At 54.8% G+C, this 12,563-nt stretch carries 11 protein-coding genes; all 11 read left to right on the top strand.

Going from position 1 to position 12,563, the window contains the following annotated elements:
- Positions 1-62 precede the first annotated feature (62 nt).
- Entirely contained in the window at positions 63-1,148 is a 1,086-nt protein-coding gene (gene serC, locus KHO07_RS20335) for a 3-phosphoserine/phosphohydroxythreonine transaminase (RefSeq protein ID WP_150732397.1), read from the top strand.
- On the top strand, positions 1,148-2,242 hold the full coding sequence (gene pheA / locus KHO07_RS20330) for a prephenate dehydratase (protein WP_016770924.1): 1,095 nt from the start codon (positions 1,148-1,150) through the stop codon (positions 2,240-2,242). The genes serC and pheA overlap by 1 nt, the downstream gene beginning before the upstream one ends.
- A 13-nt stretch (positions 2,243-2,255) precedes the next feature.
- The gene (hisC, locus tag KHO07_RS20325; RefSeq protein ID WP_212625333.1) at positions 2,256-3,368 is read left to right on the top strand and encodes a histidinol-phosphate transaminase; all 1,113 of its coding nucleotides are present in this window, start codon (positions 2,256-2,258) and stop codon (positions 3,366-3,368) included.
- Between the two features lie 28 nt (positions 3,369-3,396).
- Positions 3,397-5,604, top strand: coding sequence for a bifunctional prephenate dehydrogenase/3-phosphoshikimate 1-carboxyvinyltransferase (locus KHO07_RS20320; protein ID WP_244858312.1), 2,208 nt, complete (start codon positions 3,397-3,399; stop codon positions 5,602-5,604).
- Positions 5,601-6,290 (top strand): (d)CMP kinase, encoded by a 690-nt coding sequence (cmk, locus tag KHO07_RS20315; RefSeq protein ID WP_150732400.1) that lies wholly within the window; start codon positions 5,601-5,603, stop codon positions 6,288-6,290. The genes KHO07_RS20320 and cmk overlap by 4 nt, the downstream gene beginning before the upstream one ends.
- Before the next feature lie 119 nt (positions 6,291-6,409).
- Positions 6,410-8,104: a 30S ribosomal protein S1 gene (gene rpsA / locus KHO07_RS20310; protein ID WP_008065216.1), complete on the top strand. Its 1,695-nt coding sequence runs from the start codon at positions 6,410-6,412 to the stop codon at positions 8,102-8,104.
- 214 nt (positions 8,105-8,318) lie between these two features.
- A complete protein-coding gene (locus tag KHO07_RS20305; protein ID WP_212625331.1) occupies positions 8,319-8,597 on the top strand; it encodes a hypothetical protein in 279 nt (92 codons plus the stop codon).
- 134 nt (positions 8,598-8,731) lie between these two features.
- Positions 8,732-9,028 carry an integration host factor subunit beta gene (gene ihfB / locus KHO07_RS20300; RefSeq protein ID WP_003369729.1) on the top strand — a complete coding sequence of 99 codons (297 nt, stop codon included), beginning with the start codon at positions 8,732-8,734 and terminating at the stop codon, positions 9,026-9,028.
- 27 nt (positions 9,029-9,055) lie between these two features.
- Positions 9,056-9,295: a lipopolysaccharide assembly protein LapA domain-containing protein gene (locus KHO07_RS20295; protein ID WP_212625330.1), complete on the top strand. Its 240-nt coding sequence runs from the start codon at positions 9,056-9,058 to the stop codon at positions 9,293-9,295.
- Between the two features lie 349 nt (positions 9,296-9,644).
- Positions 9,645-11,066 carry a sugar transporter gene (locus tag KHO07_RS20290; protein WP_212625329.1) on the top strand — a complete coding sequence of 474 codons (1,422 nt, stop codon included), beginning with the start codon at positions 9,645-9,647 and terminating at the stop codon, positions 11,064-11,066.
- Positions 11,067-11,175: 109 nt separating this feature from the next.
- A complete protein-coding gene (locus tag KHO07_RS20285) occupies positions 11,176-12,516 on the top strand; it encodes a hypothetical protein (protein ID WP_212625328.1) in 1,341 nt (446 codons plus the stop codon).
- The last annotated feature ends 47 nt before the right edge of the window (positions 12,517-12,563 follow it).

The raw sequence follows: 12,563 nt of genomic DNA, 5'->3' as shown, positions 1-12,563 counted from the left end.
ACCGGTGTCGGCTGTTAATGTGATTTATTGCGTGATACCACCAGATCAGAGCGAGATTGGATGTGAGCAAGAGAGCCTATAACTTCTGTGCCGGTCCTGCGGCGCTTCCCGAAGCTGTCCTGCAGCGCGCCCAGGGTGAACTTCTCGACTGGCACGGCAAGGGCCTGTCGGTCATGGAAATGAGCCATCGCAGCGATGAGTTCGTGTCCATTGCCACCAAGGCCGAGCAGGATCTGCGTGATCTGCTTAATATTCCCTCGAACTACAAAGTGCTGTTTCTGCAAGGCGGCGCCAGCCAGCAATTTGCCCAGATTCCGCTGAACCTGCTGCCGGAAAACGGCTCTGCCGACTATATCGACACCGGTATCTGGTCGCAGAAAGCCATCGAAGAAGCTTCGCGTTACGGCCACGTCAACGTTGCCGCGACCGCCAAGCCTTACGACTATTTCGCCATTCCCGGCCAGAACGAATGGAAGCTGTCGAAAGACGCGGCCTACGTTCACTACGCGCCGAACGAAACCATCGGCGGCCTGGAATTCCAGTGGATTCCTGAAACCGGTGATGTGCCGCTGGTGGCCGACATGTCCTCGGACATCCTGTCGCGCCCGGTGGATATTTCCCGTTTCGGCATGATCTACGCCGGCGCGCAGAAAAACATCGGCCCGAGCGGCATCGTGGTCAACATCGTGCGCGAAGACCTGCTGGGTCACGCCCGTTCGCTGTGCCCGACCATGCTCAACTACAAGGTCGCCGCCGATAACGGCTCGATGTACAACACGCCGCCGACCCTGGCTTGGTACCTGTCCGGCCTGGTGTTCGAGTGGCTCAAGGAGCAGGGCGGTGTCGAAGCCATCGGCAAGCTCAATGAAGTGAAGCAGCGCACGCTGTACGACTTCATCGACGCCAGCGGCCTGTACAGCAACCCGATCAACAAGTCGGACCGCTCGTGGATGAACGTGCCGTTCCGTCTGGCTGACGATCGCCTGGACAAGCCGTTCCTGGCCGGTGCCGACGAACGTGGCCTGTTGAACCTCAAGGGTCACCGTTCCGTGGGCGGCATGCGCGCCTCCATCTATAACGCCGTCGATATCGTTGCGGTCAACGCACTGGTTTCGTACATGGCAGAGTTCGAGAAGGAACACGGCTAATGTCTGAGCAAGAACTCAAGGCACTGCGCGTTCGCATTGATGCTCTGGACACTAAAGTCCTGGAGCTGATCAGTGAGCGTGCGCGTTGCGCCCAGGAAGTCGCGCGAGTAAAGATGGCCTCGCTGGCCGAAGGCGAAGTGCCGGTGTTCTATCGTCCTGAGCGCGAAGCTCAGGTGCTCAAGCGTGTGATGGAGCGCAACCAGGGGCCGCTGGGCAACGAAGAGATGGCGCGGCTGTTCCGCGAAATCATGTCTTCGTGCCTGGCGCTGGAGCAGCCGCTGAAAGTGGCTTACCTCGGCCCTGAGGGCACCTTCACCCAGGCGGCGGCCATGAAGCACTTCGGTCACGCCGTGATCAGCAAGCCGATGGCGGCAATCGACGAAGTGTTCCGCGAAGTGGCGGCCGGTGCGGTGAACTTTGGCGTGGTTCCGGTGGAGAACTCCACCGAAGGCGCGGTCAACCACACCCTCGACAGCTTCCTCGAACACGACATGGTGATCTGCGGCGAAGTCGAGCTGCGCATCCACCATCACCTGTTGGTCGGTGAAAACACCAAGACCGACAGCATCAGCCGCATCTATTCCCACGCCCAGTCCCTGGCCCAGTGCCGCAAGTGGCTGGACGCCCACTACCCGAATGTCGAGCGCGTGGCGGTGTCCAGCAACGCCGAAGCGGCCAAGCGGGTCAAGGGTGAGTGGAACTCGGCGGCGATCGCCGGCGATATGGCGGCCGGCCTGTACGGCCTGACCCGCCTGGCCGAGAAGATCGAGGACCGTCCGGACAACTCCACGCGCTTCCTCATGATCGGTAATCAGGAAGTGCCGCCGACCGGCGACGACAAAACCTCGATCATCGTTTCCATGAGCAACAAGCCGGGCGCGCTGCACGAGTTGCTGGTGCCGTTCCACGATAACGGCATCGATCTGACGCGCATCGAGACCCGTCCTTCGCGCAGCGGTAAATGGACCTACGTGTTCTTCATCGACTTCGTTGGCCACCATCGCGATCCATTGATCAAAGGTGTGCTGGAAAAGATCAGTCAGGAAGCAGTAGCACTCAAAGTGCTGGGTTCCTACCCGAAAGCAGTTCTCTAAGGGGCGGTAGCAAATGAGTGGCAATTTCCTCGCTCTGGCACAGCCGGGCGTGCAACAACTTTCGCCTTATGTTCCGGGCAAACCCGTGGACGAACTGGCGCGTGAGCTGGATCTCGATCCGGCCAGCATCGTCAAACTGGCGAGCAACGAAAATCCGCTGGGTGCCAGCCCCAAGGCGCTGGCAGCTATCCGCGACGCACTGGCCGAGCTGACCCGTTATCCGGACGGCAACGGTTTCGCGCTCAAATCGCTGTTGGCCGGGCAATGCCGCGTCGAGCTGAACCAGGTCACGCTGGGCAACGGCTCCAACGACATTCTCGAGCTGGTGGCGCGCGCCTACCTGGCGCCGGGGCTCAATGCCGTGTTCAGCGAGCACGCGTTCGCGGTTTATCCGATTGCGACCCAGGCGGTCGGCGCCCAGGCCAAGGTCGTTCCGGCCAAGGAGTGGGGGCATGACCTGCCGGCCATGCTCGCTGCCATCGACGCCAATACCCGCGTGGTGTTCATCGCCAACCCGAACAACCCGACCGGGACCTGGTTCGATGCCGAGGCGCTGGACGAATTCCTGCAGGATGTTCCCGAGCACGTGCTGGTGGTGCTGGACGAGGCCTACATTGAGTACGCCGAAGGCAGCGACCTGCCGGATGGTCTGGATTTCCTCGCAGCTTATCCGAACCTGCTGGTCTCGCGTACGTTCTCCAAGGCCTACGGCCTGGCGTCGCTGCGCGTCGGTTACGGCTTGTCCACCGCGGTAGTGGCCGATGTGCTGAACCGTGTACGCCAGCCCTTCAACGTCAACAGCCTGGCCTTGGCCGCTGCTTGCGCGGCGTTGAAAGATGAAGAATACCTGGCAGAAAGCCGTCGCCTGAACGAAGCCGGCATGCAGCAACTGGAAGCGGGTTTCCGTGAACTGGGGCTGGGCTGGATTCCGTCCAAAGGCAACTTTATCTGCGTCGATCTCGGTCAGGTCGCGGCTCCGGTGTTCCAGGGCTTGTTGCGTGAAGGCGTGATCGTGCGTCCGGTGGCCAACTACGGCATGCCGAACCACCTGCGCGTGACCATCGGTCTGCCGGCAGAGAACAGCCGCTTCCTTGAGGCGCTGACCAAGGTTCTGGCTCGTGGTTGATGTCACTGCACTGCAATCTGCTGAACCTATGATCGGGCGCCTGGTGGTGGTCGGTCTGGGATTGATCGGCGGTTCGTTTGCCAAGGGTTTGCGCGAAAGTGGCTTGTGTCGCGAAGTGGTCGGGGTCGATCTCGACCCGCAGTCGCGCAAGCTGGCGGTTGAATTGGGTGTGGTGGATCGCTGCGAAGAAGACCTGGCGGTTGCTTGCCAGGGCGCCGACGTGATTCAGCTGGCTGTGCCGATCCTCGCCATGGAGAAAATGCTCGGCCGTTTGGCGGGCATGGACTTGGGGCAGGCGGTTCTGACCGATGTCGGCAGCGCCAAGGGCAATGTCGTCCGTGCCGCCACTCAAGCGTTTGGCGGCGTGCCACCGCGTTTCGTGCCGGGGCACCCGATTGCCGGTTCCGAGCAGAGCGGGGTGGAAGCCTCCAACTCTGAGCTGTTCCGTCGCCACAAGGTGATCCTGACGCCGCTGGAGCAGACCGATCCGCAAGCCCTGGCCGTGGTCGATCGCCTGTGGCGCGAACTGGGCGCCGATGTCGAGCACATGCAGGTCGAGCGTCACGACGAAGTGTTGGCGGCAACCAGCCACCTTCCGCACCTGTTGGCGTTCGGCTTGGTCGATTCGTTGGCCAAGCGCAATGAAAATCTTGAGATCTTCCGTTACGCTGCGGGCGGTTTCCGCGATTTCACAAGAATCGCCGGAAGCGACCCGGTCATGTGGCACGACATCTTCCTCGCCAACCGCGAAGCTGTCCTGCGCACACTCGATACATTTCGCAGCGACCTCGACGCCTTGCGCGACGCGGTCGATGCAGGGGATGGGCACCAATTGTTGGGCGTTTTCACTCGCGCCCGGGTTGCCCGCGAGCATTTCAGTAAAATCCTGGCCCGTCGGGCCTATGTGGACGCTATGAATTCCAACGATCTGATTTTCCTGGCTCAACCTGGTGGCCGCCTGTCCGGTCGGATTCGCGTACCAGGTGACAAATCGATTTCCCACCGTTCGATCATGCTCGGCTCCCTGGCCGAAGGCGTCACCGAAGTCGAAGGCTTCCTCGAGGGCGAAGACGCCCTGGCGACCTTGCAGGCGTTCCGTGACATGGGCGTGGTCATTGAAGGCCCGCACCACGGTCGCGTGACCATTCATGGTGTCGGCCTGCATGGCCTGAAACCTGCGCCGGGCCCGATCTATCTGGGCAACTCCGGCACTTCGATGCGCCTGCTGTCCGGCCTGCTGGCCGCGCAGGATTTCGACAGCACCCTGACCGGTGACGCTTCGCTGTCCAAGCGCCCGATGAATCGCGTGGCCAATCCACTGCGTGAAATGGGTGCCGTGATCGAAACCGCCGCCGAAGGCCGTCCGCCGATGGTCATCCGCGGTGGCAACAAGCTCAAAGGCCTGACTTACACCATGCCGATGGCCAGTGCCCAGGTTAAATCCTGCCTGCTGCTGGCGGGTCTGTATGCCGAAGGCAAGACCACCGTTACCGAGCCGGCACCGACCCGCGACCACACCGAGCGCATGCTGCGCGGCTTCGGTTACCCGGTCACCGTCAATGGCGCGACCGCCTCCGTCGAGTCCGGCAACAAGCTGACCGCGACCCACATTGAAGTGCCGGGCGATATCTCGTCGTCGGCATTCTTCCTGGTGGCGGCTTCGATCGCTGAAGGCTCGGAACTGGTGCTCGAGCACGTCGGCATCAACCCGACCCGTACCGGTGTCATCGACATCCTGCGTCTGATGGGCGCCGACATCACCCTGGAAAACCAGCGTGAAGTGGGCGGCGAGCCAGTAGCGGACCTGCGCGTACGTGCAGCTAAACTCAAAGGTATCGAAATCCCGGAAGCGCTGGTGCCATTGGCGATCGACGAATTCCCGGTGCTGTTCGTGGCGGCGGCCTGCGCTGAAGGGCGCACCGTGCTGACCGGCGCCGAAGAACTGCGGGTCAAGGAGTCGGACCGTATCCAGGTCATGGCCGATGGTCTGCTCGCCCTGGGCGTCAAGTGCCAACCCACTCCGGACGGCATCATTATCGACGGCGGCCAGATTGGCGGCGGCGAAGTGCATGGTCACGGCGACCACCGGATTGCCATGGCATTCAGCGTGGCTTCGCTGCGTGCGACCGCGCCGATCCGCATCCATGATTGCGCCAACGTCGCGACGTCGTTCCCGAACTTCCTGGCGTTGTGCGCACAGGTCGGTATCCGCGTTGCCCAAGAGGCTCAGTCGTGATCAGCATTGCACCGGTCATCACCATCGATGGGCCAAGCGGCTCTGGCAAAGGCACGGTAGCCGGGATTCTGGCCAAGCGCCTGGGCTGGAACCTGCTGGATTCCGGTGCGCTTTATCGGCTGCTGGCATTTGCCGCGCATAACCACGGCGTTGATCTGACCAACGAAGAGCTGCTGAAAAAACTTGCCGCTCATCTGGATGTTCAGTTCATCGCGGCGACCGAGGGTCAGTTGCAGCGCATCATTCTGGAAGGCGACGAAGTCAGCGATGTGATCCGTACGGAAAGCGTCGGCTCCGGCGCCTCCCAGGTGGCTGCATTGCCCGCCGTACGCGAGGCGCTGCTGCAGCGCCAACGCGCATTTCAGGAAGCGCCGGGCCTGGTGGCTGATGGTCGCGACATGGGCACGGTGGTTTTTCCGGACGCGCCGCTGAAGATTTTCCTGACCGCCAGTGCCGAGGAGCGTGCGCGCCGTCGATACTTGCAGTTGAAGGGCAAAGTCGATGGTGTTAGTCTGTCGAGTCTGCTAGATGAGATACGTGCACGCGATGAGCGTGACACCCAGCGAGCGGTAGCCCCGCTCAAGCCGGCGGCTGACGCCATACAGCTGGATTCCACGGAATTATCCATCGATCAGGTGCTGCAACGCATCATGAGCGAGATCGCCATTCGCGATATCGCCGGGTGACCAAGAAGGCCGCAGGGGACCAGTCATAGTTCTGCGACGCTTCTTTTAAATGAAACTAACCCACACCGTCTGGGGTGTGGAGATGGGCGTATTCTTCGCCCTCATCAACAGGAATTAAAATGAGCGAAAGCTTTGCGGAACTCTTTGAAGAAAGCCTAAAAACCCTGAACCTTCAGGCAGGCTCCATCATCACCGGTGTTATCGTTGATATCGATTACCAAGCTCGCTGGGTAACCGTTCACGCTGGCCTGAAGTCTGAAGCACTCATCCCGCTTGAGCAGTTCTACAACGACGCTGGCGACCTGACTATCAACGTCGGTGACGAAGTTCACGTTGCTCTGGACTCGGTTGAAGACGGCTTTGGTGAAACCAAGCTGTCCCGTGAAAAAGCCAAGCGCGCTGAATGCTGGATTGTTCTGGAAGCAGCCTTCGCAGCCGAAGAAGTGGTCAAGGGCGTTATCAACGGTAAGGTTAAAGGCGGCTTCACTGTCGACGTTAACGGCATCCGTGCGTTCCTGCCAGGTTCTCTGGTTGACGTCCGTCCAGTGCGCGACACCACGCACCTGGAAGGCAAAGAGCTGGAATTCAAGGTCATCAAGCTGGACCAGAAGCGCAACAACGTTGTCGTTTCCCGTCGTAGCGTCCTGGAAGCCGAGAACTCCGCCGAGCGCGAAGCTCTGCTGGAATCCCTGCAGGAAGGCCAACAAGTCAAAGGTATCGTCAAGAACCTCACCGATTACGGCGCATTCGTCGATCTGGGTGGCGTCGATGGCCTGCTGCACATTACCGACATGGCTTGGAAGCGTATCAAGCATCCTTCCGAAATCGTCAACGTTGGCGACGAGATCGATGTCAAGGTTCTGAAGTACGATCGCGAACGCAATCGTGTTTCCCTGGGCCTGAAGCAACTGGGCGAAGATCCATGGGTTGCTATCAAAGCCCGTTACCCAGAAAGCACTCGCGTTACCGCTCGTGTAACCAACCTGACCGACTACGGCTGCTTCGCTGAGCTGGAAGAAGGCGTTGAAGGTCTGGTACACGTTTCCGAAATGGACTGGACCAACAAGAACATCCACCCTTCGAAAGTCGTACAAGTCGGCGACGAAGTGGAAGTTATGGTTCTGGACATCGACGAAGAGCGTCGTCGTATCTCCCTGGGCATCAAGCAGTGCAAATCTAACCCGTGGGAAGATTTCTCTGGCCAGTTCAACAAGGGCGATAAAATCTCCGGCACCATCAAGTCGATCACCGATTTCGGTATCTTCATTGGTCTGGACGGCGGCATCGACGGCCTGGTTCACCTGTCCGACATCTCCTGGAACGAAGTGGGCGAAGAAGCCGTACGCCGTTTCAAGAAGGGCGACGAGCTGGACACCGTTATCCTGTCGGTTGACCCAGAGCGCGAGCGCATCTCCCTGGGCATCAAGCAGCTGGAAAGCGATCCGTTTTCCGAGTACGTTCAAGAGAACGACAAAGGCGCAATCGTTAAGGGCATCGTGAAAGAAGTTGACGCTAAAGGCGCCATCATCACTCTGGCCGACGATATCGAAGCGACTCTGAAAGCCTCCGAAATCAGCCGTGACCGCGTTGAAGACGCGCGCAACGTTCTGAAAGAAGGCGAAGAAGTAGAAGCCAAGATCATCAGCGTTGATCGCAAGAGCCGCGTAATCCAGCTCTCGATCAAGTCGAAAGACGTTGAAGACGAGAAAGAAGCCATCCAGAGCCTGCGCGACAAGCCAGTAGCTGGTGACGCTCCAGTAGCAACCACCCTGGGTGACCTGCTGCGTGCTGCACAAGCGGAAAAACAGAACTAAGTTCTGACTTTCTGTAGAAAAGGGCGACTTCGGTCGCCCTTTTTTTTGCCTGAAATTTGCTGTTCCAGTGACCTGTATCAGGATCGTAGCAACAGCGTGAAACAAATCCCTCTTTCGGGATGTCTCTTTCCTTAACAGGATCAATCGTTTATTTGCAGCTAGTCTTATTCAGAAGCGAACGACGCTCGGCAGGGTGCCTGGCATAAGGAAGTGAATGAACAAGCTCATTGTCGCAATAGCATTACTGACACTGGCGGGTTGCACCACAACTGCCAAGACCCATGCGGTACGTGGAGTCAGCGGTATAGAGGTTGATTGCTCCGGGCTGGGCTCGGGCTGGGAGAAGTGTCACAAGCGCGCAGCGAAGGAGTGCAAGGGGGCTGGCTATAAAGTCGTCACCAGGTCGGATGATGCAAAGGAAGAGGACGAATTCCCGTTCGGCTTCAATCCCGCGGGCTACCTGACACGAACCATGCTGGTGATTTGCAGGTGAGGCAGTAACTGGCAGTGGAACCGACATCGTGTGATGCGTGAAAAGATGTCAAAACTCGGGCTGTTCAAATCCATGCGGGCATGCTAAAACCTCTGGAGCGATTTTCCTAGCTGCTTGAAAAAGAAGGGAAAAATATGACGAAGTCGGAGTTGATCGAACGAATTGTCACCCATCAAGGGCTGCTCTCATCAAAAGATGTGGAGCTGGCCATCAAGACCATGCTTGAGCAAATGTCCCAATGTCTGGCCACCGGTGATCGCATCGAGATCCGTGGTTTTGGCAGCTTCTCCTTGCACTACCGCGCGCCGCGCGTAGGCCGCAATCCAAAAACAGGTCAGTCGGTTAGCCTGGATGGTAAGTTTGTTCCCCATTTTAAGCCGGGCAAAGAGTTGCGAGACAGGGTGAATGAGGATGAGGAGGAAGGTCTTTGATCGTTATTGCAACGCAAGGGGATGCTGATGCGTAATCTTAAGCGCGTATCGCTCGCGGTATTCCTTCTGATGCTGGCGTTGGCGATACTGGTCTTCATACTTGAGAATCAGCAATCGGTTGCATTGCAGTATCTTGGGTGGGCGGGGCCCCGACTGCCGATGTCAGCGATTGCCCTGATTGCATTGCTGATTGGTATGTTGATCGGACCCTGTATCAGCTGGCTATTGGGCCGATCGTCACGAATTCGCCGAAAAAATCTGGCTTAAGTATTGCCTCTGGTTCCTCTCTAGAGAGTTAGGAAGGGCAAAGAATTGCCTGCAAAGGCCGCCTTGCGCAACCTGGTTCGATCCTTGTGTGGCTTAATCAAACATGCGAAGCTCACCGGCTAGCTAGATGGTGCTAAAATTTGAGTTCGCTATCGTGAGTCTGGCGATATGCGCAGCGATTCATATCTAGTGCTCGGACGAATCAGCATGAAATTAAGTCTACAGTGCTTGCCTTTGGTATTTCAGATATCAAAGTGCCTCCATCTCAAGTTTACATTGAGTGCCAGAAGGCTTGAGATCTATAGCAAGTATTTAATAGGGTGCGGAACGGTATGCCTTTGGTCAATAAATGAATAATAACTCATTCTTGTCAAAATTTTTTTTGTATGTGCCTGTGAAGCTGATCCCTGCTTTTATGGGGATCTTTTTCGTTTTTTTTCTGTATAAATTTTTCCCAGATGGACAGTACGTCAGTTATTCCATCTGTGTGACCTCTGCATTGATAGCGGCACAGTTATTTGCAGGATGGGTAGGTAACTCCTTTGTTTATTATTTTTCAGGCAGTGAGGATAAAAGAAGTTTTTTTTCTAGTTGTCTCGCGGTGATTTTTCTTATAGCTCCCGTAGCGGGCTTATTGGCGGCTACGGTTTGTGTTTTTTTTGTTGAAGATGATTTTGTTTTTATCTGTGTCTGGGGGTTATGCGTCAGTCAAATATTATTTTTCTTTCTCTCGTCTGTGTGCCAAGCGGATTTTCTGGTTTGGCAGCAATTGAAGGCTGCTGTCCTTCAGGCTGGGATACAGGCAATATTGATATTTACCTTGTTTGATGTACTGGGCGTTGATTTTCGGTATGCATTAGTTGCGTTGATGGTTGGATATGTTTCTGCATGTTCTATCCTTCTGTATAGCACTGTCAACAAGTATGGCTTTTCTAATCCTTTAGGTTTTTACGAACAATTCAAATCCGTAGTAAGTTCTTTGTATCAATATGGTGCAGCGCTATCTCCTTGGATATTTGGCATGCTGGTTATGGCTGCTGCGGATCGATTTGCGATTGGATATTATGGTATTGAGGGTGGTGATACTTATTTGTCACTGAAAGATTTATTTGCAGGGGGGGCAGGTTTATTAAGCATGCCGCTGCTGATGGTGGTGCACCCATTGGTGATCAAGCGATTCAGGGAGAAGCGCTTCGCAGCAAGTATTTTAGAGACTTCCTTCGGTTTCCTCATAGTCACGTTTTCGCTCCTTTGGTGTGCGTTAAGTTTTGTTGGGTTCGATTTCTTTGAGCGTCTGACTGGCAAATCGATCGACGTATCTTTTTTGATCGTTTTTTTCTCTTTTTTTAGTGTGTTTCTTAACTCATCTTCCGTGTATGTGCAGAAGAGGTTGGAAGTGCATCGCAGAATGAAGTTGTTGGCGGTGTTTTCTGTAGGTTCGGCGCTGGCTTCAGTCGTCTTCTCTCATATTGGGGGGAAGTTCTGGGGGCTTTACGGGATTTCAATGGGTCTAATGCTTGCCCAGTGTCTATATTTTTTTCTGGTGGCTTATAGCATTCTTAAGAAAATAAATATCTACCGCTGCGTGGTAATGCCGCTAATCGTTTCTCTTTTGACTGCTGTAATAGGAGCTGTCTATTATTACGCATTGAATAAGTGGTTTGGCTTTAGTGATTGGCGTGTCGCATCACTATTGTGGTTGGTCGGGTTTGCTGGTATGAGTCTCGTAGCTCTCTGGAAAGGAGTTCGGTGGAGTGAGTTTGCTCGGTGAAATGTTTGGTGAACGCTAATATAGGTCCAGGCCTCGTCAGAATCAGTAGTGAATATGCGGTTTGAACGAGAATCGTTAGTTAATTGTGTTAGGCAGGCAGGTAAAAATAATGACGTTATTAAATAAATTTAGAGTGTGGGTATCAAGAAACTTAGCTCCGATTATATTTCTTATAGCTTATTTTTTTACCGTTGTTCTGGGTAATATAATTTATAGTTTTCCTTTCGGGAAAACGCAGTTATTAAGGAGTGAATATACCGCAGATATATTGGGTTTCGATACCCTGTTCACTCCTGGGTACTGGGCGTTGCTATTTCTGCCGTTCGTATTAACACCTTTAGTCGTGATATTGGTGAAGAGGGGGGCGGGAAAGATAGTTTTAGATTTGTCCCGCTTTGTGGCAGAGTTTACTAAGGTAGAATATTCTTTCATATTGGCTGTGTGCTATGGCATTGTGTTATATGCGTTAGTGAAGGCCGATGCATTTACTCTGTTTTTAAATGGTGCTGATGCTGTGGCGTCAGTGGTGGCGCGTTTCAAGATTAGAAGTCAGGTTGGTTTTTTTCCATTGATGGTCCTGATGTCGCTCCTTCACTTCTTGTCTATTTACTCTTTAGTGCGATGGATGCGGGAGAGAAGTTGGTTTTGGGTTGGGGCTAGCATCTTTAATGGTATAGTCATGTCCGCATTTTTGATCATGCTGAATATGAAATGGCCTATCCTTATTTTTTATGCAGGCTTGGTCCTAACTATTTTTGTCTACGCTAAACGATATGCTTATTTGAAAACTGCGCTTGGAGGGATCCTGCTAATTGCCGTTTATCTATTGATCTCGGCATTTGTATTTCGTCTAGCCGCAACAGACCCTAATCAGGCGGCCGCGCTTGAATCGTCAGCAGTTCCAAATGTTTCACGTACTCAGGTCGCGAATGTTGGCGCGGCAGCAACGAAAAATGCACCAATGTTAATATTTGCTGCAGTTAACCGCATGGCAATAATTTATCCCTATTACTATCAAGTGTTTACAACGGAAGGTGCAGTGTGTGGCGGCGTTCTAGCGCAGGCTAAAGTTGGACCTGCATGTCGTCCAAGTACATTTATTTATACCAGGATGTTTAATGATGGTTTCAATGGGCGAGGTACTGCTCCTGCTGCTGTTCATATTTCCGGATATGCATTGGGGGGATGGCCGGTAGCCATTGGTTTTCTCGTTTTTGGTTCTTTTGTGCTCGCGTTGTTTACGTGCCTGCCACTACATGCGAATGCCGTGACGGGAGCGCTAGCAATTACAGGGGGCATAGCTGGGTATCATTACTCTCAATTACCCTTGGAAGGCCCAATTATTTATGATCATGGATTACTTTGGGTTTTTCTGATGTTGTTTGTTTTTACTGGGTATCGTTATCTGTTTGGATTCTATAAAGGCTCGCTAGTGGTCGCAAGAAAATAATATCAGTAGGCAATCGGTGCGCTCGTAGGGCGCACTTTTTGCGTGAG

It is taken from the genome of Pseudomonas sp. PP3 (assembly GCF_905336995.1).
GTDB lineage: Bacteria > Pseudomonadota > Gammaproteobacteria > Pseudomonadales > Pseudomonadaceae > Aquipseudomonas > Aquipseudomonas reinekei.
Note: the sequence above shows the minus strand (reverse complement) of the source record. Positions and strands in the feature narration are given on the sequence as shown.